Consider the following 23803-nt stretch of genomic DNA (forward strand, 5'->3'; position numbering starts at 1 on the left):
ATATTTTTCCATCATTGTGAACTCAGCAAGGGAAAAATCATGAAACATTGGAAGCTCCTGCCGTTGCTCATCGCCGCCGCCTCCTACGCGCAGCGCGCCCACGCCGCCGACAGCCTGCCGGCCGCCGAGCCGAGCGGCCTCGGCATCGCGGCGATCTGCCTCGGCCTCGTCGTCCTGTCCGCCATTGGACAGGGGCGCGGCACCATCATCAAGCCAGAACACTAAGCCGCCTGCTGCGCCTTCAAATGTTGCTGCGTATAATGCGTGGCATCAATCATCAAGGGCGTAGAAAGGCCGGCAATGCAACAAGTCAGTCCCGCGCATGCGCGCAAGGTCCTGGGCGTGATCGGGACCTCCGGCAGTGGCAAGACCACACTGCTGGAATACCTGCTGGCGCAACTGGCCGCCCAGGGCTGGAAGGTCAACGTCATCAAGCACAGCCACCACGATTTGCAGTTCGAACCGCAGCACAAGGACAGTGCGCGCCTGCGCATGGCCGGCGCGGCCGAGGTGATGGTGGGCTCGCCGTACCGCTACGCCATCATCCACGAGCTGCGCGGCGCGCCCGAGCCCACGCTCGACGAACAGCTGGCGCGCATGTCGCCGGCCGACCTGACCTTGCTGGAAGGCTTCAAGTCTTACGCCATCGACAAGCTGGAGGTGTACCGGGTGGAAGCCGGCCGCGCGCCGCTGTACCCGCACGACGAGCGCGTGCTGGCGGTGGCGGCCGACCATCCGCGCCCGGAAGGCCTGCGCGCCAGCCTGGCGTGGCTGGACCTGAACCAGCCCCAGCAGGTGCTTGCCTGGATGCTTACGCATCTGAAAAAAAATTCAGTGGCGGCCTAAAGTTCGCGCCATACTGTCCGTAAACAGAGTGATACCCCGAATTGGAGGACCACATGGACGTTAACAGTATTGCTCAGACCGCAACCACGATTGCGGATACCGGCACCAAGCAGGCTGTCGGTATTGCCGTGCTGAAAAAGGCCCAGGATATCCAGGCGTCCAGCGCATCCGCCCTGATCGAGGCGATCCCGCCGGTGCCGAACCTGCCGCCCCACCTCGGCAACAACATCAACACCACCGCCTGAGCGGCATTCGCGGCGCTGTCCGGCGCCGCCGTTTTCTCCTGCGCGGCGGCCGCCGCGCGGCGCGTTCGCGCATCCCTCATTCTCCCGTGTTCAGACAGGTGCATATCCGCCGCATTGCTGGTACGCTGCGGGTGCTGTTAACTTTTTCCACAGGAGACCACCCATGAATAAACGTCAAGCCCTGATCGCCGCAGCCCTGGCCACCGTGTGCGCCGCGCAAGCCGGCACGGCCGCCGCCGCCGAAGAGAAAGAAAAATGCTATGGCGTGGCCAAGGCCGGCCAGAACGATTGCGGCACCGCCAAGCACTCGTGCTCGGGCCAGGCCAAGGCCGATAACGAACCCGATGAGTGGAAGTTCGTCCCGAAAGGCACCTGCGAGAAGGCCGGCGGCAAGACCACGCCGCCAGCCAAGTAAGCACGCGCGGAGCGGCAAGGATGCCAGGTCTCGGCGTTGGCGTTGGCCTGCGGGCTCCGCATTACAGGCAATTTCTGGAACAACGGCCACGCGCGGCGTGGCTGGAAGTGCATAGCGAGAATTATCTGGACCGGGCCGGCTGGGACTGGCACGTGCTCCAGCAACTGCGGCGCGATTATCCGGTCAGCCTGCATGGCGTCGGGCTGGGGTTGGGCTCGGCGCGCGGCTTTTCCGACGACCACCTGCTGCGCGTGCGCGAGCTGGTGCGCGATGTGCAGCCGGTGCTGGTGTCCGAGCATTTGTGCTGGGGCGCGGTGGCCGATCGCCAGCTGAACGACTTGCTGCCGCTGACGCTGGACCGCGCCGCGCTCGACCTGATGAGCGCGCGCGTGGGCCGGGTGCAGGATGTGCTCGGGCGCCAGCTGCTGGTGGAGAACGTCTCCACCTATGTCCGCTTTCATGACGATGCCATGAGCGAAGCCGAGTTCCTGGCCGCGCTGGCCGCGCGCACTGGCTGCGCGCTGCTGCTGGACATCAATAACCTGTACGTCAATCAATGCAACCACGGCGAGGATGCGCTGGCCGCCCTGGCCGCGATCAGTCCCGGCATGGTGGGCGAGATGCATCTGGCCGGCCACCTGGTGACGCCGCAGGCGGTGATCGATCATCACGGCGACCGCGTGGCCGAGCCGGTGTGGCGTTTGTACGAGGCGGCGCTGGCGCGCTTCGGCGCCGTGCCGACCCTGATTGAATGGGATACCGATATTCCCGGGCTGGATGTGCTGCTGGCCGAGGCCGACCGTGCCGCCGTCCTGTACGCCCGCGCCGCGCCGCTCACGGCCCGCGGCGCCGAGCCGCTCAGCCGCGCCCCGACCGGTGCCGACCCGCCCGCCGGTCCGGCGTTGGCCGAAGCGGAGCGGCATCAGCAGTTGTTCGTCGGCGCGCTGTTCGATGCGCGGCTGGCGCCGCGGCTGCAGGCCTTGTGCAAGGCCGAGCACGCCGCGCATCGGCTGGCGCTGTATCGCGGCAACCTGAGCGAGACATGGCGCAAGACGCTGGGCGCCGCCTATCCGGTCGTGCTGGCGCTGGTGGGGGACGAGTTCTTTGCCGCGCTGGCGCGCGCCTACGGCCGCGCCCATCCATCCGACAATCCCGACCTGAACCGTTTCGGCGCGCATTTCAGCGCTTTCCTGCGCGAGTTCCCGCACGTGGCCGATTATCCCTACCTGCCGGACATGGCCGCGCTGGAATGGCTGCTGCACCGCGCCCACTACGCCCCGGCCGCGCAGGCGCTGAGCGCGCAGCAACTGGCTGCCATCGCGCCCGGGCAGATCGAGTCGGCCAGCTTCCGCCTGCATCCGGCCGCGCAACTCTTCAGCTCGGACTGGGCGGTGGTGCCCCTGTGGCAGGCGCACCAGCCGGTCAGCGGCATCGCCTTCCCGGAAGCCATGGCCGCGCCATGCCGCGCGGTGGTCACTCGGCCCGCATGGCAGACCGGCGTGCAGCCGCTGAGCGCGGCCAGTCACGCCGCGCTGCTGGCGTTATCGCAAGGGGAAACGTTCGGCGCCGCGCTGGACGCGGCATTTGAGATGGATGACAACTTCGACGTGGCCGCCAACCTGCAACACTGGCTGACGCACGGGTTGCTGGTGGAGTCAGTGCTCGCGCCGGAACGCGCGTAACAGCTTGGCTTCGCCGGTGAGGTCGCGGTGCAGGCGGTTGGCCACGGCGGTCAGCTCGATCATGCGGTCGATCTGCACGTCCTCGAAGCGCGCCAGTTCCTCGGTGGCGGCGGCCAGCGCCTCGGCCAGCTTGTTGCGGGCCGCCTGATACAGCGCACCATGGTACTGGTCCGTATTCTTGAGCAGCTCCTCGGCGTTCTCGATCACCTGCCGTAAATCGTCCAACAATCGTTCCTGGGTAGGGCTGGCTGGTTCAGGACCGTCCATGACGTCCCCCTGTGAAAACTGGTTGATAAAGCCGGGCGGCCAAACTAAGCCAATATAACCGTGCCCGCGCACATGGGTTTGCGCGCGCTCAACCTCACCGCAAGACCATGCTTGCAGCTTAGGATGTTATTTCTTAAAAGCAAGAAAAATTACACGCCCACCACGCTGATTCTAACGTCTCCCACGCTGACCTGCTGGCCGGCGCGGATTTTCGCGGTTTTGCGCAGTTCCTGCTTGCCGTCGACCTTGACGTCGCCGCTGGCCACGATCTGCTTGCCGGCGCCGCCGCTGTCGCACAGCCCCACCAGCTTCAACAGCTGATTCAGCTCAACAAACTCGCCATTTAATTCGAAACTTACTTTCTGCATTTTATCCTCTGCTGCCATGATGTGAAATCGGTTTGTCTAGTGTAGCGGCATTCCGACAGGCCCGCAGTTTACCTCATCCTCGCAGAGTAATTTGGATTGCTAGGGGGCAAAGAAAGGGCTATGCTGAATCCAACTGCTGAAAGTTTCAGCAGGGCGCAAACACCGTAGCGAGTTGCATCATGAACAAGCTTCCACTGGCATTGGCGACACTGGTCCTGAGCGGGACCGAGGCCGTCGCATCCGATCCGTTTGCACCGTCGCAACCCCCTCCCTTGTTTGAAAAACGCGCCAGCGCGGCCCTGCTGTTCGAGGCCGCCGACCGCCAGGGCGCGCTGGCCGATTCGCTGTACCACGACCAGCGCTACGCCGCCTTTGCCGGCGCGCCGCGCCTGCACTTTGGCGCCTTGCCGGACAACCTGGCGCTGCTGGACCCGCTGGGCCCGCTGTTGAACGAGCACAGCAAACGCTTCCTCAGCAGCGCGGAATTCGAGAAGAAAATGGGGCGCGGCACCGGGATCCTGACCTTCGGCCTGCTGCGCGAGTCGGGCGGCGCGCCGGGCACGCAGCACAGCATGTCGATGATCCTGAACACGCGGCCGACCACGCGCTTCACGTCGCTGTCGCTGGGGTATGCGCTGTCGCCCACCAGCTCGCTGATGGCGATGGCGTCGTATGGCAAGACGGAGGGCATCGGCACGCCGGACAGCCTGTTGTCGCAGGTGTCGTCGGTGCGCACGGTGGCGTACAGCCTGGGCTACGTGAAGCGCCAGCTCTTCACCAGCAATGACCGGCTGGCGTTCACCTTGTCGATTCCGGCCAAGGTGCGTGCCGGTTCGCTCGATTACAGCGGCGCCCTGGCGCAGTCGGTGGACCCGGGCGTGGCCGCATATGGCCCGCCGCGCCTGAACCTGCGTCCGACCGCCACCGAGCGCGACCTGGAATTCGGCTATACCCGTTTCCTCGGCCGCGACGGCAGCAAGGGCAGGGTGACCGGGGCGGTGATGTACCGCATCAATCCCGGCCACGACGCCAGCGCCAAGCCCGATTTGCTGACGGGCGTGCGCTATTCCTACGGCTTCTAGCCTTTCGCGCCCGGCCTGGTCATGTCCAGCGGCACGATCCACTGCTCGAACTGCTCGGCGCTGACGTAGCCGAGCGCCAGCGCGGCCTCTTTCAAGGTCGTGCCTTCGTGCTGGGCCTTCTTGGCGATGGAGGCCGCCTTGTCGTAGCCGATGTGCGGCGCCAGCGCGGTGACCAGCATCAGCGAGCGCTCCATCAATTCCTCGATACGGCCGCGATTCGGCTCGATGCCGTGCACGCAATGTTCCTCGAAGCTGCGCATGCCGTCGGCCAGCAGGCGCGCGCTTTGCAGGAAATTGTGGGCGATCATCGGCTTGTAGACGTTGAGCTCGAAGTTGCCCGAGGCGCCGCCCATGGTGATGGCGACGTCGTTGCCGAACACCTGGCAGGCCAGCATGGTCAGCGCCTCGCACTGGGTGGGGTTGACCTTGCCCGGCATGATGGAGCTGCCCGGCTCGTTCTCGGGGATGGTGATTTCGCCGAGGCCGGAACGCGGGCCGGACGCCATCCAGCGCACGTCGTTGGCGATTTTCATCAGGGCGGCGGCCAGGGTTTTCAGGGCGCCGTGCGCCGACAGCAGGGCGTCATGGCCGGCCAGCGCGGCGAACTTGTTGTCGGCGCTCTTGAACGGCAGGTGCAGCGCGTGTTCCAGCTCGGCGGCGATGCGGACGGCGTATTGCGGATGGGCGTTGAGGCCGGTGCCGACCGCCGTGCCGCCCGCCGCCAGCTGCAGCACGCCGGGCAGGGCGGCGCTGATGGCGTGTTCGGCGAAGTCCAGGTGGGCCACGTAGCCGGAGAATTCCTGGCCCAGCGTCAGCGGCGTGGCGTCCTGCAGGTGGGTGCGGCCGATCTTGACGATGTCGGCGAACGCCTCCGCCTTGCTGTGCAGGCTGGCGCGCAGTTGCTTGAGCGCCGGCAGCACGTTGTTGGCCAGCGCCTGGGCGGCCGCGACGTGGATGGCGGTGGGGAAGATGTCGTTGGAGGACTGGCCCTTGTTGACGTCGTCGTTGGGGTGCAGCATGCGCTTTTCGCCGCGCACGCCGCCCAGCAGCTCGGAGCCGCGGTTGGCCAGGACTTCGTTCATGTTCATGTTTGACTGGGTGCCGGAGCCGGTTTGCCACACGGCCAGCGGGAACTCGCCCGGGTGCTGGTTGGCCAGCACCTCGTCGGCGGCCTGGGTGATGGCGATGGCTTTCGGGCCCTCCAGCAGGCCCAGATCGAGGTTGACGCGGGCGGCGGCGCGCTTGACGCTGGCCAGCGCGTGGATCAGTTCGACCGGCATTTTCTCGGTGGAGATGCGGAAATGTTCGAGGGAGCGCTGGGTTTGCGCGCCCCACAGCTGGGCGTCGGGGACGTCGATCGGGCCGAAACTATCGCGTTCGCTACGGGTGCTCATGGGGTGTCCTTGGTGGGGAAATGAGAGCGATGAGTGTAGCGCAGATTGGAAAAATTAACCGGGGGCTACAAAACCGGAAAAATCGGCCGTTATAGCTGTTACACTTTAGAACTCCTTGCTCCTAAACACGATGCGGTACAAGCACTTCACGACCCCGATTTTCGCCCTGGCCTTGGCTGGCGCCGTGCAGGCGGCCGAGCTGGGCGATATTGCGCCGCGCTCGTACATCGGCCAGCCGCTGGCGGTGGATATCGATCTGGTGTCGCTGACGCCGGAGGAGGCGAATGGCTTGCAGGTGCGGTTGGCGGCGCAGGATGTGTATCGCGGCGCCAATGTGACCATGAATCCGGCGCTGGCGTCAGTACGCATGCAGGTGGAGCGTCGCGGCGGCAAGCCGGTGTTGCATGTGACCACCGCGCGCGCGGTGGAGGCCGATTATCTGCATCTGTATGTGGAGTTGGGCGTGCCGGGCAAGCAGGAGGTGCGGCTGGCAACCGTGTGGCTGCAGCGCGATCCGAATCCGCCGCCGACACCGGTGCCGGCTGCTCCCGTCGCGCCGGCCGTGCCGCTGGCCAGCGCCATGACGCCGGCGCAGGCCGAGCAGATCACCGCGCAGGCAAGGGCGGCGCGGGCGGCCGCAGCCGCCAAGTCGGCAACTGGCGCGCCGACGGGGCCCGGGGCGGCGCCGGCGGCAACCACGTCGGCGGCCGGGACCGCCAGCGCGGCTGGCGGGACCGCTGCGGCTGCGCCGGTGCGCGACCGGAGCAAGCCGGCGCCATTGCCGTCCGTGCACGAGGCCGAGACCGGCGTGCCAGGCGAGGTGAAGGCTGCGGGACAGGCGCGGCGGATCGCCGGCGTGTTGGTGTCGCCGGATGGCAAACCATTGAAACCGTCTGCCAGGGAGGATACGGCGGAGGTGCCGGTGGGCGTGTCGCAGGCCTTGTTGCCGCTGGCGCCGCTGCCCTTGCCCAAGGGTGTCAAGCGGCCGGCGTCGGCGTCCTGCCCGGCGGGCGGGATCAGTGCCAAGGAGTGCGTGGCGCTGGATAACCACAATGCCGAGATTTCCACCAAATTGACCGAGCTGGAAGGCAAGCTGAAGACGCTGCAGGGCGCCCTCGGCGGCGCCGTGCCCACCGCGAAGAGCGCGGCGCCGGCGGCCGCGCATGGCGACGGCGCGGCCAACCCTGCCACGGCGAAGGCCGCGCCTGGCGCGGCTGCCGCTCCGATCGCCAAGCCGCCGGCGTCCGGCGCGGCTGAAAAAACGATCGCGGCCGCCTCGGCACCCGGTGCGGCCGGAAGATCGGCGGTGTCCGGCGAGGTGCCCGCCGCCGCCGCTAAATCATCGGCGGCTGGCGGTCCGGGCAATGGCGCCGCCAGCGCATCCTCCGGCGCCACGCAGGGCGGCAAGGGGGCGGCGCAGCTGTCGGCCAGCATGGCGGCGCAGGGTGAGACCGAGATGCATGCCGCCAAGGCGGCGGCGGGCGAGGCTGGGGCGTCGGCGTCCGCCTCGGCTGGCGCCGACGCCAGCGCCGCAGCGTCCGTGCCGACCAAGCAAGTGCGCGTGCTGCCCAAGCTGAAGTACAAGAAGGAAAAGGAAAAGCCAGTCGAACAAACCAGCAGCACCTGGCCGCTGGTCGCAGGCGGCGTCGGCCTGCTGGCGCTGCTGGGCGGTGGCTTCTTCTTCTGGCGCAAGAAAAACGCCGGCAGGGGGCCGCTGAAGATCTGGCAGGGCTTCCGCAAGAAAAAAGTCGAGGATCCCATGGAGGAATTCAAGCCGGTTCCCGAGCCGGCGGCCGCCTCGTCCTCCTCGTAATGCGCTGAGCGCATAAGCATATAGCTGGAAGCTCTGATTTGGTGCAAGCGATCTGGGGTATAGTATTTTTTTCACATCAACCAACCCCTTCCTCATGAGCTACCAAGCACAGTATCAAGCCTTCAAACAACTCGGCCTCAAACTCGACATGTCGCGCGGCAAGCCGGCGCCCGAACAACTGGACCTGTCCAACGCGCTGACCGCCGCGCTGGACGGCTACACCGCCGCCGACGGCAGCGATGCCCGCAACTACGGCGGCACCATCGGCCTGCCGGAAGCGCGCGCGCTGTTCGGCCAATTGCTGGATGTGCCCGCCGCGCAAGTGGTGGTCGACAGCAGCTCCAGCCTGTCGCTGATGCATGACGTGATCATGTACAGCCTGCTGAACGGCGTGCCCGGCCACGCGCCCTGGGTGCAAAATCCGGTGACCTTCCTGTGCCCGGTGCCGGGCTACGACCGCCACTTCGCCATCTGCGAGGCGCGCGGCATCAAAATGATCAACATCCGGATGAACGAGCAAGGTCCGGACATGGACCTGGTCGAAAAACTGGTGGCGGAAGACGCCAGCATCAAAGGCATGTGGATCGTGCCGAAGTACAGCAATCCGGGTGGTGTGGTGTATTCGGACGCCGTGGTGCAGCGCCTGGCCGCGATGAAAACCGCCGCCCCCGACTTCCGCCTGATGTGGGATGACGCCTATCGCTTCCACCATCTGGGCGAGCGAAAGCTGGCGGTCGCGAATATCCTGGAAGCGTGCGCCAAGGCCGGCAATCCCGACCGTGCCATCGTGTTCGCCTCGTCGTCCAAGGTGAGCTGGGCGGGTTCGGGCGTGGCGGCGTTGGCGGCTTCGCCGGCCAATGTCGCATGGTGGACCAAGCATGCCGGCCTGCGCAGCATTGGCCCGGACAAGATCAACCAGCTGCGCCACGTGCGCTTCCTGAAAGACCTGCCGACCGTGGAAGCGTTGATGGAAAAACATCGCCAGCTGCTGAAACCGAAGTTCGACGCGGTGCTGGAGCAGTTCCAGGCCTACCTGGGCGACGTGCCAGGCGTCTCATGGACCCGTCCGGAAGGCGGCTACTTCATCGACCTGATCACCCCGGACGGCGCCGCCAAGCGCACCGTGGCGCTGGCCAAGGAAGCCGGCATCACCCTGACCCCGGCCGGCGCGGCCTTCCCGTATGGCGTCGATCCAAAAGACCGTCACATCCGCATCGCCCCGAGCTTCCCATCGCTGGAAGAGATCAACAAGGCGGCGCAAGGCATCGCGCTGTCGCTGCGCGTGGCGCTGGAGGCATAAAAAAGCGCCTCGAAAGAGGCGCTTGATTGTCAGGCTGGCCGGTTTATTGACGGGCCAGGCCTGGGATGGTATTCATCCATGGATCGGTGGCGTCGCGGATTTCGCGGTCGTTGGCCAGGATTTGTTTCAGCAGGTCGATCTTGCGCAGGCGTTGCGCGCCGCTCTGGGCCGGCACGCCGGTGCCGATGGCGCGCGATTCGGCCGCGCACTGGGTTTCCAGCTTGCCCAGGCGGTCCAAATCTCCGATGCGTGCGGCGGCGGCCATTTGATTGGTCAAACCGGCAATGTTTTCGTACATCGAGAGGACTTCGGAAGAGGTCATATACCCACCTGGCTAAGTTAAAGCGGATTACCGCATGTCCAGATTAACGTCGCCTTAAATGGGAACTTTAGGGTTTTTTGAAAAAAATCGAAAAAAAATCCGCCGGCGGCAAAACAGGCGGATTTCGATGACTAAAAACCAATCTTTACTTGACCAGCTCTTCCAGGCCCGCGCTCAATTCGTCCGGCGGCGGCATGTCATCGATCAGGGCGTTGTCTTCCAGACCCAGTTCCTCGGCCAGGTCGACCGGGTAGCAGGCGGCGATTTCGTCGTCGGTGAGCTCGGCCTGCGCCACGCGCGCGCGCCAGGCGGCCAGCGCCACCACGGCGGCCAGGCGGTTCAGTTCGCCGTTATGGTGCGGCTCCGGGAAGGCCGCGATGGTTTCCGAGAAGGTATGGGGGAATTTCCAGCGCTTGGCCAGTTCGGCGCCGACGTCGGCGAAGGTGTAGCCCAGCGAGGCTTGCTCGGCGTCCAGGCGGCGCGAGTCCAGCGGGCCGGCCACCTTGTCGAGGGCCATGGCCTGTTCCGGCGCGGCCGAATGGATCACCAGCTGGCCGATGGCGTGCATCATGCCGATGGTGAAGGCGAGGTCGGTGTTTTCCTTGGTTTTTTTGGCGATCCACTTGGCCGAGACGGCGGTGTGCAGGCTGTATTTCCAGAATTGCTTGAGGTCGAGGCCGGGCACGGTCTTGAAGCCGCTCACCAGGCCGGAGCTGATGACCAGCGTGCGCACGGTGACGAAACCGAGCATCAGCACGGCGTCCTCCACGGTGCCGATGCTGCGCGAGACGTGGTAGTAGGCCGAGTTGGCCAGGCGCAGCAGCTTGGCGCTCAGCACCGGATCCGTCGACAGTTTTTTCGCGATCTCTTCGGTCGAGACGCTGGCCTTGTCGAAACTGCTGATCAGCTCTTCCACGACCTTGGGCGCGGTGGGCAACGCAGTTGGATTCTGGAACAGGGCATCAAGTTTCATATTTATCTCCTCGGTGATTAGCGCGTTGCTATAGGCTAACTATATAGGGATTCCTCGCATGACAGAAGAGATTTGGGAGGAAGCGTCGCATTTCTGTGTCGCGGTACACTGGCGGGATGAAACAAAATCAAATAGACGAAATTACACAAACCACGCTGCGCCACTACGAGCTGAATGCCGAGCAGTTTTTCGCCGGCACCATCGATCACGATGTGAGCCAGAATATCGCCGCGTTGCTGGAGGCGATCACGGCGCCGGCGCCGTATCGTTTGCTCGATCTCGGCTGCGGCCCGGGGCGCGACTTGAAAGCGTTCAAGGCGGTGGGGCATGAGGCGATCGGCATCGATGGCTCGGAGCGCTTTGTCGAGATGGCGCGCGCCTACAGCGGCTGCGAGGTGTGGCGGCAGGATTTCGTGCGGCTGGATTTGCCGGCGCAATATTTTGACGGCGTCTACGCCAATGCCTCGCTGTTCCATGTACCCAGCGCGGCGTTGCCGCAGGTGCTGCGCGACCTGCATGGCGCGCTCAAGACCGGCGGCGTCTTGTTCAGCTCCAATCCGCGCGGCGACAACCGCGAAGGCTGGAACGGTCCGCGCTACGGCAGTTACTATGATTATGAAACGTGGGAGCGTTACTTGATCGATGCGGGCTTCGCGCCGATCCGCCACTATTACCGGCCCGATGGTTTGCCGCGCGCGCAGCAGCCGTGGCTGGCCAGCGTGTGGCGCTGCGTACGCGAGCGCACAGAAGCTCGACCATGAGCGGCCTATAGTGAACGCCATGCACACAGCACTGGGCTGTGTGCCCTTTAGCTACAAAGGAGTTCACCATGAACAAGGACCAAGTCAAAGGTAAAGCCAAGGAAATCGGCGGCAAGATCCAGGAAGAGGCTGGCAAGCTGGTAGGCAGCTCGGAGCAGCAAGCCAAAGGCCTGAACAAGCAGGCTGAAGGCAAGATCCAGAAAGGCTACGGCGACGCCAAGGAAGCCGTCGAGGACGTAGTCAAAGGCAACCGCAACTAACTACGTCGTCCCGGCGAAGGCCGGGACCCATAGAACGCATGCGATAACACAGCGCAAACGTTCCATGGGTCCCGGCTTTCGCCGGGACGACTGTTTTACTCAGGCTTCAGATTCTTCTTGAAGAAGGCCTCGATATTCCCGTAGACGTGGCGCTGCGGCGCGCGGCCGGAAATGCCGTGCTTGCCGCCCGGATAAGTCATCAGCTCGAAGTGCACATTGCGCTTGACCAGCGCATCGATCATGCGCGTGGTGTTGGTGAACAGCACGTTGTCATCGGCCATGCCGTGCATCAGCAGCAGCGGCGACTTCAAACCATCCAGATGCGAGTACACACCGCTGTACTCATAGCCGGCCGCGTTCTCCTTCGGCGTGCCCATGAATTGCTCGGTGTAGTGGGTGTCGTACAGCGACCAGTCGGTCACCGGCGCCACCGACACCCCCATCGCGATCTTGTCCGACGCTTCCGCCAGCAGGCGCAAGGTCATGAAGCCGCCGTAGCTCCAGCCGAACACGCCGATGCGCTTGGCGTCCACGAAACTCTGCTTGCCCAGCCACTCAATGCCGGTCAGCTGGTCTTCCACTTCCACGCGGCCCAGTTGATGGTAGTTGGCGTCGGTGAAGGCGCGCTCGCGGCGGAACGAGCCGCGGTTATCCAGGCGCCAGACCACGAAGCCTTGCTGCGCCATGTACTGGTCGAAGAAGTTGCCCCACTTGCGCGACACGTGCTGCGAGTGCGGGCCGCCATAGGTGGACAGGTAGACCGGATACTTCTTGTTGGCGTCGAAGCCGCTCGGCTTGATGATGGAGTAGTACAGCGTCTGGCCATCCTTGGCCTTCAGCGTGCCGTACTCGGTCTTCAGGTGCGCGTCGAGGTATTTGCCGTAAGGGTGGTTGGCGTTCAGCTCGTTATGCTCCAGCCATTGGATCATGCTGCCGTCGGGACGGCGGATGCTCACTTGCGGCGGCGTGTCCGGATTGGAATAGGTGTCGACAAACACCTCGCCATTGCGCGCGAAGGACGAATCGTGCCAGCCGTCGCCCTGCGTCACGCGGGTCGGCTTGTCGGCGGTGCTGCCGTCCAGCTTGAGCGCGTAGGTCTGGCTGTCGACCACCGCGTCGCGGTTCGATTGCACGTACACGCGGCCGTTCTTTTCATCCAATGCCAGCAGGCGGTCGATGCCCCATTCGCCGGCCGTGATGGCGTGCTTGAGCTTGCCATTCATGTCGTACAGGTACAGGTGCTTGCGGCCGCTGCGCTCCGACGACCAGATAAAGCCCTTGTTGTCGGACAGGAAGCGCAGGTCGTCGAAGATGCTGACCCAAGTGGACGAGGTTTCGGTGATCAGCACTTTTTGCGCCAGCGTGGCGGCGTCCACCGAGACCAGCTCCAGTTTCTTTTGATCGCGCGACTGGCGCTGGAACAGCAGCGCTTTGCCGTTGCCGCTCCAGTCGGCGCGCACCAGGTAGATGTCCTTCTCGGCGCCCAGCGGCACGTCGCGGATCTCGCCGGTGGCCGGCGAGACGATCTTCAGCTCCACCAGCACGTTCGGATCGCCGGCGGCGGGGTAGCGCTGCTCGACCACCTCGGTGCGGTCGGCGAAGATTTCAAAACGGCGCACCACCGGCACCGGCGTTTCGTCGTAACGCTTGTAGGCGATGGCGGAATCGTCCGGCGCCCAGTAGTAGCCGGTGGTCTGGCCCATTTCTTCCTGCGCGATGAACTCGGCCTCGCCGTTGTGGATCACGCCCTTGCCGTCGGTGGTCAGCTGCTTTTCCTTGCCGGTCGACAGATCGATCACGAACAGGTTCTGGTCGCGCACGAAGGACACGTAGCGGCCCTGCGGCGAAATCTTCGGATCGAACACATTGCCGGAGGCGACCATGCGCGCCTGGTCCGGCTTGGCCACGTCGATCAGGTACAGATTGCCGGCGATCGGCACCAGCAGGCGCTTGCCGTCCGGCGACCAGCTGTAGCTCAGGATGCCTTTCAGGCTGGCGATGCGCTCGCGCTCGCGACGGGCTTTCTCGGCGTCGGACAGGTTCTCCTCCGGCACCAGGCTCTTGGAATCGACCAGGCGGTGCGTGGTCTTGTCCTTGAGGTTGTACTCCCACAGGTCCATCTGGAACTGGTTGTCCTCGCGGCCGCGCAGGAAGGTGACGCGGGCGCCGTCCGGCGACACCTTCAGGCTGCGCACGCCCGGGCCGCTGAGCGAGGGATCGCTGTGGATACGGTCCAGCGTGAGTTTTTCGGCGTTGGCGTTGGCGCCGGCCAGCAAGGCGAGGAAGCAGAGTATGAAGCGCATGGTGTGTCTCTTGGTTGCGGAATCCAAGACGATACCAGAGCGCACCTGCCGTGGCGAGACGGCAAGATTCTGAATCCGGGCTAGAAAACCGTTTTTCCTTCGGTGACGCGGCGCAGCGCCAGCCGGTGCAGCGACCAGCTGAGCAGCACCGCCGCCACCGTCAGGCCGATGCACAGCCCGATCCAGAAGCCGGCCGCCGCCATGTCGTGGCCAAGGCCCAGCCAGCAGCCGAGCGGCAGCGCGAAGCCCCAGAACGCCAGCAACTGGATCTGCATCGGCTGGCGCGTGACCTTGTAGCCGCGAATCGCGCTGGAGGTTGCCACCTGCGTGGCGTCCGACAGCTGGAACAGGGCGGCAAACACCAGCAGATAGGCGCACAGCGCCCGCACCGCCAGGTCGGAGGTGTAGGCGGCGGCGATCTGGTGGCGGAACACCACCATCAGCACGGCCGACAGCACGCCAAACGCCAGCGCCATGCCGACGCCGACCCAGGCCACAAAGCGCGCACGCACCGCGTCGCCTTCGCCCATCGACTGGCCGACGCGGGTGATCAGCGCGATGCCAAAACTGAGCGGCACCATGAAGGTAAGTGAACTGAAATTCAGGGCGATCTGGTGCGCGGACACTTCCACCACGCCATAGCGCGCCACCAGCAGGCTGACCGCGCCGAACGCGCTGACCTCGGCGAAGTAGGTCACGCCGATCGGCAGGCCGAGGCGCAGGGTGGAGCGGATCTCCGGCCAGTGCGGCCATTCCCAGTGCGTGAACGGATAGGTGGCGCGGTAGGCCGGCGCGTAGCGTATCCACAGCAGCATGGCGCCCAGCATCAGCCACATGCACAAGCCGGTCGCCACCGCGCAGCCGACCCCGCCCAGCGCCGGCAGGCCCCAGTTGCCAAACACCAGCAGCCAGTTGACGAACACATTGAACAGCAGGCCGAGGATGGCGATCACCATCACCGGCTTGGTCTGGTTGATGGAAGTGCTGTAGCCGTATAGCGCGCGGTAGGCCGCCAGCGGCACCAGGCCGATGCTGATGACGTGCACGAACAACGATGCCTGGCGCTGCACGTGCGGCGTCAGGTACAGGTGGTCGAACACCAGCGTGGACAGGTTGGCCAGCAGCGCCGCCGCCACGCCCACGCCCAATCCGCTCCACAGCGCCTGGCGCACCGTGTGCGGCACCTTGTCCAGCGCGCCGGCGCCGACGTCGTGCGCGACGATGCTGTTCACCGCCATCATGATGCCGGTCACCGTGACCAGGATGATGCCCCACACCGAGGCGCCCAGCGACACCGCCGCCAGCTCGTCGGCGCTGGTGTGGCCGGTCATGGCGACGTCGGCCACGCCCATGCCGACATTGGCCAGCTGGCCGATCAGCACCGGCCACGCCAGCGTCCACAGGGCGGCGATTTCTCGGCGGATATTGGGCAGGGTAAAGGTATGCGGCATGGACGGGAAAGTGCGTTACAGAAACGCACAATTTTACTGTGTTGCTAACAGTTTTGCGCGTTATGATGCGTGCTCAGCCCTTTGGAGATGCTCCATGCACCGTATTCTTGCCGCCGTCCTGCTTTGCGCCAGCCCTGTCGTCTGGGCGGGCGACATCACGCTGTACACGCGCGAACATCTGGGCGGACCCGCCATCACCCTGCACGAGGCCGCACCCGACCTCGACCTGCAAGGCTTTAACGATAAGACCTCCAGCGTGGTGGTGCACAAGGGCACGTGGGAGGTGTGCGCGGAAAAGCACTACAAGGGCAAGTGCATGGTGCTCAAGGAAGGCGAGTACGGCCAGCTCAAGGGGTTCGATGACATGATTTCCTCGGTGCGCGAGGTCGAGCCAAGGAAAGCGAAGTAACGAACCACCTGTGCGCGCACGCGTTCGTCAACGCGCGCTGTCAATAATCGTGCCGCCATCGGGAGTGAGGCTGTAACCGGTCAGGAACTGTGCATCCCGGCTGGCAAGGAACAGGACTACCGGGGCGATGTCCTCTTCGGGCGAGCCGAAGCGGGCCAGCGCGCTGCTTGGGGCAGGGGTGTTGGCGGCGGCCGCACCCCACGTGTCCGCGACCGGCAATACATTGTTGACGGTGATCTTGTCGGCTCCCCATTCCCGTGCGGCGGTCCTGGTGAGGGCTCGCACCGCCTCCTTCGCCATGTTGTAGGGACCGTAGCCCATGAGGCCACTGACGCCGGCAAGCGAACCGAAGTTGATGACCCGTCCTTCCCCGCTCGCCTTCAGATAGGGGTAGCAAGCCTGCATCATGCGCAGGTAGGCGATCGGGCCGACGTCGAAGTTGCGCTGCAGTTGGGATACCGACAGCTCGATGATGGATGAAAACGGCGCGGACGGATCGAAGGCATTGTTGACGAGGATGTCGATGCCGCCGTAGGTCCTTGCCACTTGCTCGACCGCCGCCTTGATCTGGCCGGCGTCGCTGATATCGCAGACGATACCCAGCGCGGCGCCTCCCGCTGCTTCAATGTCGGCCACCACAGCCTGGACATTCGCCGGCGTGAGTGAGAGGGCCGCCACTTTGGCCCCCTCCGCCGCGAATAATTTTGCGGTCGCACGGCCGATGCCTCGGCCCGCGCCGGTGACGATGGCCACTTTCCCATTGAGTCGATTCATGCTATTTCCTTTCAGTTGAGCGTTGCAGGTTGAGTGGCCACGGTGAGGCCATATTGCGAGGGTGTTTCACGGGCGCCATTCTGGGTGGCGAGTGACATGATCAGCAGCAGCAGGCCCACGGCCGCAGGCAGGGCATCCTTGTACTTGCCAACTCCGAGGTGAGCCAGGCCGGCCAGAAGCAGGTGAAAGAACATGCCGGCATAGGCAAGATCGCTCAGGGGCACGTTGACCCGCCAGAGTATCGCCACGACAGCCAGCACCTTCACCACGATGAGCAGCGGCACGAGGTAACCGGGGTAGCCGAGCTCGGCCAGTTGCGCCCGCACCCAGCTGGTCTTGACCAGGTAGAGCGTGGCGGAAGTCAGATAGAGCAGCGACAGCAATGCTGAGCTGATCCAGTACACGTTGTTAATGGTCATAAAGTTCTCCTGTGGGCATCGACATGGCGTAAGAATGTCGGCTAATATGAAAACCCGCAAGTAGGATGAATTATCAGGGGTTAGTATGAAAAACCAGACTAATGTCGTTGACGAAGTCAATATGCATGAGGAAATGCGCAGGGCCTTTGGCCTCCTCGCAGGCAAATGGAAATTGGAAATCATGTGGCTGCTCAATCAGCGGATCTATCGCTTCGGCGAGCTAAAAAAGGCGATTCCCGGTATCACGCAGCACATGCTGACGGCGCAGCTGCGTGAGCTTGAGCAAGATGGCTTGGTGTCCAGGACCGTCTATGCCGAAGTTCCTCCGCGCGTTGAGTACGCGATCACGTTGAAGGCACAAGGACTAGGGCCGACAATGGAGGCATTGACAGCCTGGTGGCTGCAGTACGGCGCCACGGTGCCGGCCAAGCCAGTGGCCAGGGGACGCAAACCCAAAGTGGCCTAGCCTGGCGTCCCTCGGGCGAACTACGCGTTCCCGGCATTTGCGCTAGACTGGCGGGGACCCACAACAGGAGCGGGCAACGTGGAATACAAGGATTACTACCAGACCCTGGGCGTGGCCAATTGGCAGTAGGGCTAAATCGACGTTAGACCCTAGCGTACAAAATACGTACAAAATCTGCGAACTTTCAGCTAGCTTATTTCACCTTCGGAAAATGACAAAGCGCCCATTGCGGGCGCTTTTGCTATCTGGGCTTTACGGATCACTTCTTAGCGAAGCCTTTGCGCAGCGCGCCGCTCATCACTTCAATCTGGGCGTCCAACTCGCCAGCAGTTACAGCAGCTTTCAGCGTTTCCAGCGTCGGAATCAGATCAGCTTGCGCGGCCAGCTCGATAGCCGCTTTACCCTTCGACAGTTCCAGCGGCTTAGTGCCGTATTTGACGACCAGACACAGCTTGCCGCTGTCATCAGTAAACCACCAAGGCTTAACGCGCTTCGGCATTTCAACGCGCTTGCTCTCGCCGGATTCCTGATCTTTCACGGTGCGAATACGCGTCGGCGCGTACACGCCGCCTTCCTGCTGGGCTTGCGCGTAAGCGACCTGCTCGTTCAGTTTTGCGATCAGCATGTCACGGCGACGTGCGATTGGCGATACAGGGGCAGGGCGTTTTACGGTAACGATTTTCAAGCTGCTGAGCAGGGACATTTTTGCCATCCTTAATAGTTGTTCATGTAAAGGATGGTGCGCGATAGTTGATAAAAAATCAACAAAAGAGTGACTGTATGACGCAACAGGTGTCGGCTCAACAGACATTTGCCCATAACTGTTTAACGCCTCTTCAATAATTAGAACGTAGTACTTCTCCTAGCGCCTTCATGGTCTGCGTAAATTGTGACGCTGATTCATGGTGAATCGCTTCAGCGTGCTCACGATTTTCTGAATAGGCTATAGAAGAAACAGTGGAATGTAATGAACGAAGTTCAGATCGCAAATTGTCATCAAAAACACGCTCTACAAGACAACTCAGTTTCTGATTTTGTAATCTAAAACCCTCGTCCAAATCAGGTCCAAGCCTATTTTTCTTCCAATCCTTATTAGTCCGGTAAGCCTCTAAATCGGAGAGATAGATCCTTGCAGAAAAACGCATCAGATCATGAAAGCAATCTTGTACCTGAAGGATTGTCTCGCGCTGAAATGCTCTTCGACGCTCATCACGCTCATCCCGAGTTTTTGCAGATTGCAAGCTTGCCGCATTACGACTGTTAATTGTAGTAGTTGCGATGCTGGTCAACGCCCCGACCGCCGCCCCGCAGAGTGTACCTATAAATGCCCATGTGATTGGTTCCATTTCCGCCTACGCAGTTAAAAAGACAATCGATACTATCATTTTTTATTACCGCGTCGTGAAGCTACCTCGATAGCTCTTATGTAGCTGAAATCAATCGAGGTATCATCAATCCTATAGACATAAAAGCAAGAGGTCATCCCGTTATGCTCTTTATCTCGGTCCCTAAAAAAATAAGCAATACCCTTCCCTGACTTTGTACTTTCTGCGGGCATATCGCGGTCATATTCTTGGAGTAGTGCCGCTAAATCGCTTTGGTCTGAAATGTTTTTTACACGTTCACCGTCCGATAGACCATTTAATATCGCTTTAAAATGCGCTTTTGCCGCAGTTTGCGTTGCCCAGAATTTTCCATTTGAAAGTAGTACAGATTTAGCCATACAATCTCCATGCCCTATGAATCTATAACGACGACATAAAAGACCATTCAAAACAATGGATATTAAGTTAATTTCGCACGTCTAGTGAACGGGCATTCGGACTAAACGACCTTCCTGCGACTAGATCCTCTCTTTCCAATAACGGATTTATTTCCGACGTGGCAAATATTAATTGAAAATCAACATCAAAACCTTCACATTCGTTAACGATAATCTCTTGGAGCCGGTGACTGCGTTCCTTCTCCATGCCTCCATCATCTATCCCGTCAAGCATCATAAAACGCGGAACACGCATGTACGGGTGTTTGATGCTGGCAGTTAATAACGCTAAGTGGAAAATGTGTCTCAACACGACAGCCGAACTTTCGGAGAAATTCTTTGCGCCATTCACATACACAGCATTCTCAACAAAGTCGAATATTACTTCGCGAGGATTTTTGAATTCTTCTTGCAATGGTAGATCTAATTTTAGTAGCCTTTGCATAGCACTGGAAACAGTGGCTGCTACTTCTGCTTTGCGGCTATCTTGACGTACCGCGAGCTGGCGCACTCGGTCTTCTAGTTTGATCTTTTCATTATGTAACAAATCACGCTTGGCTTGTAATTCTGCAATAACCGCAGCTAGCTTTTGGCGTTCGTAAGCTTGACGAATTTCTTCGTCTAAATTACCGATTTTCCTAGCGGCTTCTTCAATTGCCAGTTCAACCTCACTTGACCAAGACGACTCCAGATCACGATACTTTTGTTCTAACGCCCGTAATTGATCCGTAATCAGCGGAATGTTTGTTCTTAACTCTTCGATATTTTTTGCTCGCCCTTCTAATAGCGATTCTGACTCTTTTAATTGGACGTTTATTTCATTTCTCATCCTTAGTAACTGCATTTCACCTCGGCCATCGCCTAATTCCTGCGTGCAAAGATGGCAGTGATCGTGATCCTTTTCACTAAGTAATGGCGAGAGGCAGCTTGGGCAGAAATCAAATCTTAAGTTGCCAAAATAAGAGCGGGTTTCTTTCGATTCATCTAAATTCTGTAATCTTGCACGCAACTCGGCTACGAACATTGTAGAATCAGTTTGATCAAGTTCTAAAGAATGCAGTTGATCTTTAGCTTCAAACTCTTTGCGGCGCATATCGTTAAGCTGCTGTCGTAAGTTATCTGGAAAGGCTTGTGCAGCTTTTCGTTCCTTGTTGGTGATAGTACGCTTCTGCTTAAGTTCTATCAAATTAGCAGACTGCTGAGTGCGCGCTTCTTCAAGTTCGGTGATTTTGATGTTTAAAAAATCCAAACTTTCTGACTGCCCTGAACGACCTAAAACATTGTAAATGCTACGTAATTCGCTTTCCTGTTTTCCTAAAAGCGAATCGATCTCCCTCAACCTTAATTGAGCAGAATATAATTCGTCATCATAGACTCCACAAAGATACCCACCAACCATATCGCGAGTTAACGGCGTATCGAAACTATCTAGGCGAAATATGGGACTGTGAACTGATGGCTGGTCTGCGTACAGGACCCTAAGTAGCTGATGTAGCGTAAGATTTGACGCGCCATCACCTTGGGCTTGGGGCATCTCAAGCGCCTCGATCAATGCCTGTGAGAAGCTAATCCGATGTGCGCTGCGTAAAAATGGGTACAATTCCCAATCTTGCGAGCCTGCTTTGAGCGCAGATTCCAGGGTTCCCCAATAAATCGCCATCGGCCTTTTCAGGCTTTCGCTAATTTCTCTTCGTAAAGTGGCTACTTTTCCGTTAAGCTCGACTTCTACAAGGGTATCTGTACACATTAGTGCCTCTTGCTTCCACCGGATGTTTTCAGCACCAAGTGAAAAAGCAAGCATATCCATTATAGTAGTTTTTCCACTACTATTTCGACCACGAATTACGTTTACGCCCGCGTGAAACTCGCAATCAAAGGCTTTATGTCCGCTTTGAAAAACTATTAGTCGGTTTATTTTAAGTGTTGGTTTATATAAAGTCATATCTGTATTCCATTAACTCAGTTCTGTGCTTCAATCCGTTTACTCCCAGGAGAGGAATTGTCGATAATTCATCGAGCACGAAACGGGATACATTGTCGTGTGATTTTACAAATGACCTAATGTATGAGTTTAATGAGTCCGGGATAGGTAATTTTGTACGAGTAACATATCCAACTTCAAAGCGATCTAGATCAATAAGGCTTGCCGCCGCGATACATTTTAGTGCCGCGTCTTGAATGAATCGCATGTCTCGGAACGTCGTTCTTATATTAATAGGGTCATGATACTGATTACTGAGAAGCTTGGCTTCTTTCCGAATAGGGGTCATCCCTTGAGGGATCTTGACTTGTGCAACAGCAGACGGATAGAGAAGGAGGAATTCAAGTATTCGTGCTTTATCGATCTCCAAATCTTGCACTTTGTCAATTACAGCTAGTAATCGGAAAATGCAATGATAGGCATCATATCCTGGGTGATAAATCAGCATTTATCCCACCTTATGTGGCAATTTCCACCAAGGAAATATATTAAGGAAAAGAGATCCTTTGCGGTAATTTCTAAAAGGTTTTCCCCAAGTATAGATTTGGTATCATTTATAACCTTTAAGATAGCTTGATCGATTGCCGCTCGTCCAGCTTCAATTTGAATCATTGGGGTTGCGGTTAGCATAAAATTGGTATGGAGCTCATCCAGAACAATCGTAAAGATTCGTTGTGCTGTACTAGATGTTTGCCTTCGCATGATCGCCTTAAAGGCACTTTCCTTCATTGCCTTGGCGACTGAAAGTTGATCGAGACGACCACTATCCTGAAGTTTTGCTTCAAGGCCGCGAACGTCTCCGTCCGTCGTGCTAGTCATGTAGTGCTGAAGTTGCTCACAAAATCCTCCGGCTGTATCTTTATCAGGATCGTCTTGCCTGAGTTTGATATACAGCCTTGTGAGTTCGCTATTCCCTAGGGCAAGGGGAGATGAGAAATTGAAGTTGTTTTCGGTTTTGTTGCCACCGACAAGGTCGCCGGTTACAACGTTGTCGTTCTGTTCGCTCACGGTTTGTTGTTCTTATGCATGTCGCCTGCGACCATGTCACCGCCAACAAAGTTGCCAGTTTGCTTAACTTTGGTGGTTCGGCTCGAATCGACGAACCGCTTAGAGTATGCTATCCGCACCGTCCAACCCGCACCAAGCCCAGCAATGAATGTGCCTACGTGCGTCGCCAAAGATGTCCAGTCCATCACTTCCCCTATGCTATGAAGTATTACCAAAAGTCGTTTGTAGTCAATTCTCCTACGATTTTTTCATTTTCGCAACATTTTGTGCTCAATAGCGTGAGAAAATTCCTACAGCCAGCTGGATAGTGACCAAGGACGACGTCAATGTTGCGGCTGAGGTTGGATATCTTCACAGATGCGAACTACTGCATGGGACCGAAGAGATAAAGTGTGGCGGTACGTGAGCGTAATGAATTTTTAAAATAAGAAAATAGCGAAATCCTTACATTTCCTACTAGTCGATTGAAAATAAAGGATTTTCTATAAAGTCACTTTTCGGTTGATTTATTAAACCAAAGGTTGCATCTTCCGGTGCATTAAATCCTTTGGTTTTCTTATATGGCACAGGCAAAAACACTCACCGAAAAAGAACTTAAGCGAGTTCTTGCCTTTATTGCAATTAAACGGCATGCGGCCAGAAATCGAGCAATGCTGTTGATGACCCACTTGGCGGGGATGCGCGTCGGCGAGGTTGCCGCGCTGCTGGTCAAAGACGTGTTGTCTGACGATGGCCATGTTCGGCCGGAAATCCGCTTGCTGCCAGAACAGACAAAAGGAAGTAGGGCACGTACAGTTTTTTTAATCGAACGCCTGCAAAAGGAACTTGCCGTGTATCTGGCAACGTTGAAGCGAGTGCAGGCCGACATGCCGCTGTTCTATACACAGAAGCGTCTGGCCTTCAGCGCTAATACCTTGTGTCAGCACTTTCACTTCTTGTACAAAGAAGCAGGTTTCGATGGCGCCAGTAGTCATTCGGGACGGCGAACTTTCATCACAAATCTGGCAAGCAAAGGCGTGGGCGTCCGCGTGTTAATGGCATTAGCCGGACACCAGAACATTGCGACTACGCAGCGCGACATCGATGTGAACGACGAGATGCAGCGGGTAGCCGTGGAGCTTGCGTAGTCCTCTAGGCCGTAGTGGCGGAACAGTTAGGGATAAATATCGCAGGAGGCAACCAGCAAATGCGATATTCTGAACTCATCGAAAACAACCTGACAGTCAAGGCATATGCGTGCAGGCATTGCCGTAACCGCCTGTGTTTTCACGTTGCTTCAGAAATGCTCTAATCGCGTCATGGACATTTATCGGCCGCTCGCCGTCATAGACGACGGATTGCACTGCTTCGTGTTCCCATTTGCGAGTTAATGTTTCGGCCGTCGATCATTTTGCGCCAATACCAGGATGTAATGACCCAGCGATTCCTGCTCAACTCAAGCCGCTAATGCAAATGCCTTAGCGGGTGTTTTCATGCCCAGCGCCTGATGCGGGCGCCGGTTG

28 protein-coding genes are annotated in these 23803 nt (G+C 59.6%); 13 read left to right on the forward strand and 15 right to left on the reverse strand.

Annotated elements, in window-relative coordinates:
• Positions 1-39: 39 nt before the first annotated feature.
• From FHW83_RS11945 to FHW83_RS11965, 5 genes are all read left to right on the forward strand, one after another.
• Positions 40-225 (forward strand): hypothetical protein, encoded by a 186-nt coding sequence (locus FHW83_RS11945; protein ID WP_176646560.1) that lies wholly within the window; start codon positions 40-42, stop codon positions 223-225.
• Positions 226-300: 75 nt separating this feature from the next.
• Positions 301-846 (forward strand): molybdopterin-guanine dinucleotide biosynthesis protein B, encoded by a 546-nt coding sequence (gene mobB / locus FHW83_RS11950; RefSeq protein ID WP_176646561.1) that lies wholly within the window; start codon positions 301-303, stop codon positions 844-846.
• 53 nt (positions 847-899) lie between these two features.
• Positions 900-1091, forward strand: a complete 192-nt coding sequence (locus FHW83_RS11955; RefSeq protein ID WP_176646562.1) for a YjfB family protein — start codon at positions 900-902, stop codon at positions 1089-1091.
• A 163-nt stretch (positions 1092-1254) separates the two neighbouring features.
• A complete protein-coding gene (locus FHW83_RS11960) occupies positions 1255-1506 on the forward strand; it encodes a DUF2282 domain-containing protein (protein ID WP_176646563.1) in 252 nt (83 codons plus the stop codon).
• A 20-nt stretch (positions 1507-1526) separates the two neighbouring features.
• Positions 1527-3188, forward strand: coding sequence for a DUF692 family multinuclear iron-containing protein (locus FHW83_RS11965; protein ID WP_176646564.1), 1662 nt, complete (start codon positions 1527-1529; stop codon positions 3186-3188).
• Here the strand turns inward: FHW83_RS11965 and FHW83_RS11970 are convergent.
• Both FHW83_RS11970 and FHW83_RS11975 read right to left on the reverse strand, forming a co-directional pair.
• Complete coding sequence (locus tag FHW83_RS11970) at positions 3162-3455, reverse strand: DUF883 family protein (protein WP_176646565.1); 294 nt, start codon at positions 3453-3455, stop codon at positions 3162-3164. The two genes, FHW83_RS11965 and FHW83_RS11970, sit on opposite strands and share 27 nt — an antisense overlap.
• 149 nt (positions 3456-3604) lie before the next feature.
• A complete protein-coding gene (locus FHW83_RS11975; RefSeq protein ID WP_155468363.1) occupies positions 3605-3823 on the reverse strand; it encodes an RNA-binding S4 domain-containing protein in 219 nt (72 codons plus the stop codon).
• 179 nt (positions 3824-4002) lie between these two features.
• Here FHW83_RS11975 and FHW83_RS11980 point away from each other — a divergent pair, with 179 nt between their 5' ends.
• Positions 4003-4905, forward strand: a complete 903-nt coding sequence (locus FHW83_RS11980; protein WP_176646566.1) for a hypothetical protein — start codon at positions 4003-4005, stop codon at positions 4903-4905.
• On the opposite strand, the gene fumC is transcribed toward FHW83_RS11980, so the two are convergent.
• Positions 4902-6299, reverse strand: coding sequence for a class II fumarate hydratase (gene fumC / locus FHW83_RS11985; protein WP_176646567.1), 1398 nt, complete (start codon positions 6297-6299; stop codon positions 4902-4904). The two genes, FHW83_RS11980 and fumC, sit on opposite strands and share 4 nt — an antisense overlap.
• A 130-nt stretch (positions 6300-6429) precedes the next feature.
• Between fumC and FHW83_RS11990 the strand changes: the two genes are divergently transcribed.
• Both FHW83_RS11990 and FHW83_RS11995 read left to right on the forward strand, forming a co-directional pair.
• Positions 6430-8112, forward strand: a complete 1683-nt coding sequence (locus FHW83_RS11990) for a FimV family protein (protein WP_176646568.1) — start codon at positions 6430-6432, stop codon at positions 8110-8112.
• 94 nt (positions 8113-8206) lie between these two features.
• Positions 8207-9412, forward strand: coding sequence for an aminotransferase class I/II-fold pyridoxal phosphate-dependent enzyme (locus FHW83_RS11995; RefSeq protein ID WP_176646569.1), 1206 nt, complete (start codon positions 8207-8209; stop codon positions 9410-9412).
• Between the two features lie 43 nt (positions 9413-9455).
• Here FHW83_RS11995 and FHW83_RS12000 read toward each other — a convergent pair whose 3' ends face one another.
• Entirely contained in the window at positions 9456-9734 is a 279-nt protein-coding gene (locus FHW83_RS12000) for a flagellar protein FliT (RefSeq protein ID WP_176646570.1), read from the reverse strand.
• A 145-nt stretch (positions 9735-9879) separates the two neighbouring features.
• Positions 9880-10707: an HDOD domain-containing protein gene (locus tag FHW83_RS12005; protein ID WP_176646571.1), complete on the reverse strand. Its 828-nt coding sequence runs from the start codon at positions 10705-10707 to the stop codon at positions 9880-9882.
• A 116-nt stretch (positions 10708-10823) separates the two neighbouring features.
• On the opposite strand from FHW83_RS12005, the gene FHW83_RS12010 reads away from it, so the two are divergent.
• Both FHW83_RS12010 and FHW83_RS12015 read left to right on the forward strand, forming a co-directional pair.
• The gene (locus FHW83_RS12010; RefSeq protein WP_176646572.1) at positions 10824-11468 is read left to right on the forward strand and encodes a bifunctional 2-polyprenyl-6-hydroxyphenol methylase/3-demethylubiquinol 3-O-methyltransferase UbiG; all 645 of its coding nucleotides are present in this window, start codon (positions 10824-10826) and stop codon (positions 11466-11468) included.
• A gap of 68 nt (positions 11469-11536) precedes the next feature.
• A complete protein-coding gene (locus FHW83_RS12015; protein WP_072787227.1) occupies positions 11537-11728 on the forward strand; it encodes a CsbD family protein in 192 nt (63 codons plus the stop codon).
• A gap of 95 nt (positions 11729-11823) precedes the next feature.
• Here the strand turns inward: FHW83_RS12015 and FHW83_RS12020 are convergent, their stop codons facing one another.
• Complete coding sequence (locus FHW83_RS12020) at positions 11824-14031, reverse strand: S9 family peptidase (protein WP_176646573.1); 2208 nt, start codon at positions 14029-14031, stop codon at positions 11824-11826.
• A gap of 80 nt (positions 14032-14111) precedes the next feature.
• On the reverse strand, positions 14112-15482 hold the full coding sequence (locus FHW83_RS12025; protein WP_176646574.1) for an MATE family efflux transporter: 1371 nt from the start codon (positions 15480-15482) through the stop codon (positions 14112-14114).
• A 94-nt stretch (positions 15483-15576) separates the two neighbouring features.
• Here FHW83_RS12025 and FHW83_RS12030 point away from each other — a divergent pair, with 94 nt between their 5' ends.
• Complete coding sequence (locus FHW83_RS12030; protein ID WP_176646575.1) at positions 15577-15891, forward strand: beta/gamma crystallin-related protein; 315 nt, start codon at positions 15577-15579, stop codon at positions 15889-15891.
• A gap of 27 nt (positions 15892-15918) precedes the next feature.
• Here the strand turns inward: FHW83_RS12030 and FHW83_RS12035 are convergent, their stop codons facing one another.
• Together FHW83_RS12035 and FHW83_RS12040 are read right to left on the reverse strand one after the other, a co-directional pair.
• Positions 15919-16665, reverse strand: a complete 747-nt coding sequence (locus tag FHW83_RS12035) for an SDR family NAD(P)-dependent oxidoreductase (RefSeq protein ID WP_176646576.1) — start codon at positions 16663-16665, stop codon at positions 15919-15921.
• Between the two features lie 11 nt (positions 16666-16676).
• Positions 16677-17084, reverse strand: a complete 408-nt coding sequence (locus FHW83_RS12040; protein WP_176646577.1) for a DoxX family protein — start codon at positions 17082-17084, stop codon at positions 16677-16679.
• A gap of 85 nt (positions 17085-17169) precedes the next feature.
• Between FHW83_RS12040 and FHW83_RS12045 the strand changes: the two genes are divergently transcribed.
• Complete coding sequence (locus tag FHW83_RS12045; protein WP_176646578.1) at positions 17170-17550, forward strand: helix-turn-helix domain-containing protein; 381 nt, start codon at positions 17170-17172, stop codon at positions 17548-17550.
• 259 nt (positions 17551-17809) lie between these two features.
• Here FHW83_RS12045 and FHW83_RS12050 read toward each other — a convergent pair whose 3' ends face one another.
• The 6 genes from FHW83_RS12050 to FHW83_RS12070 form a co-directional block, all read right to left on the reverse strand.
• On the reverse strand, positions 17810-18253 hold the full coding sequence (locus tag FHW83_RS12050) for a DUF6641 family protein (RefSeq protein WP_176646579.1): 444 nt from the start codon (positions 18251-18253) through the stop codon (positions 17810-17812).
• Between the two features lie 133 nt (positions 18254-18386).
• Positions 18387-18896 (reverse strand): hypothetical protein, encoded by a 510-nt coding sequence (locus FHW83_RS12055; protein WP_130301114.1) that lies wholly within the window; start codon positions 18894-18896, stop codon positions 18387-18389.
• Between the two features lie 35 nt (positions 18897-18931).
• Positions 18932-19273 (reverse strand): DCL family protein, encoded by a 342-nt coding sequence (locus tag FHW83_RS12060; RefSeq protein WP_176646580.1) that lies wholly within the window; start codon positions 19271-19273, stop codon positions 18932-18934.
• Positions 19274-19340: 67 nt separating this feature from the next.
• Positions 19341-21254 (reverse strand): AAA family ATPase, encoded by a 1914-nt coding sequence (locus FHW83_RS12065; protein ID WP_176646581.1) that lies wholly within the window; start codon positions 21252-21254, stop codon positions 19341-19343.
• Positions 21241-21741: an ABC-three component system middle component 5 gene (locus tag FHW83_RS31225; RefSeq protein WP_308936749.1), complete on the reverse strand. Its 501-nt coding sequence runs from the start codon at positions 21739-21741 to the stop codon at positions 21241-21243. Before FHW83_RS31225 ends, FHW83_RS12065 begins: the two co-directional genes overlap by 14 nt.
• Positions 21735-22301: an ABC-three component system protein gene (locus FHW83_RS12070; protein ID WP_176646582.1), complete on the reverse strand. Its 567-nt coding sequence runs from the start codon at positions 22299-22301 to the stop codon at positions 21735-21737. Before FHW83_RS12070 ends, FHW83_RS31225 begins: the two co-directional genes overlap by 7 nt.
• 560 nt (positions 22302-22861) lie before the next feature.
• Here FHW83_RS12070 and FHW83_RS12075 point away from each other — a divergent pair.
• Positions 22862-23428 (forward strand): site-specific integrase, encoded by a 567-nt coding sequence (locus FHW83_RS12075; protein ID WP_176646583.1) that lies wholly within the window; start codon positions 22862-22864, stop codon positions 23426-23428.
• Positions 23429-23803 lie beyond the last annotated feature (375 nt).

This window comes from Duganella sp. SG902, assembly GCF_013376005.1.
Classification (GTDB): Bacteria; Pseudomonadota; Gammaproteobacteria; order Burkholderiales; family Burkholderiaceae_D; genus Rugamonas.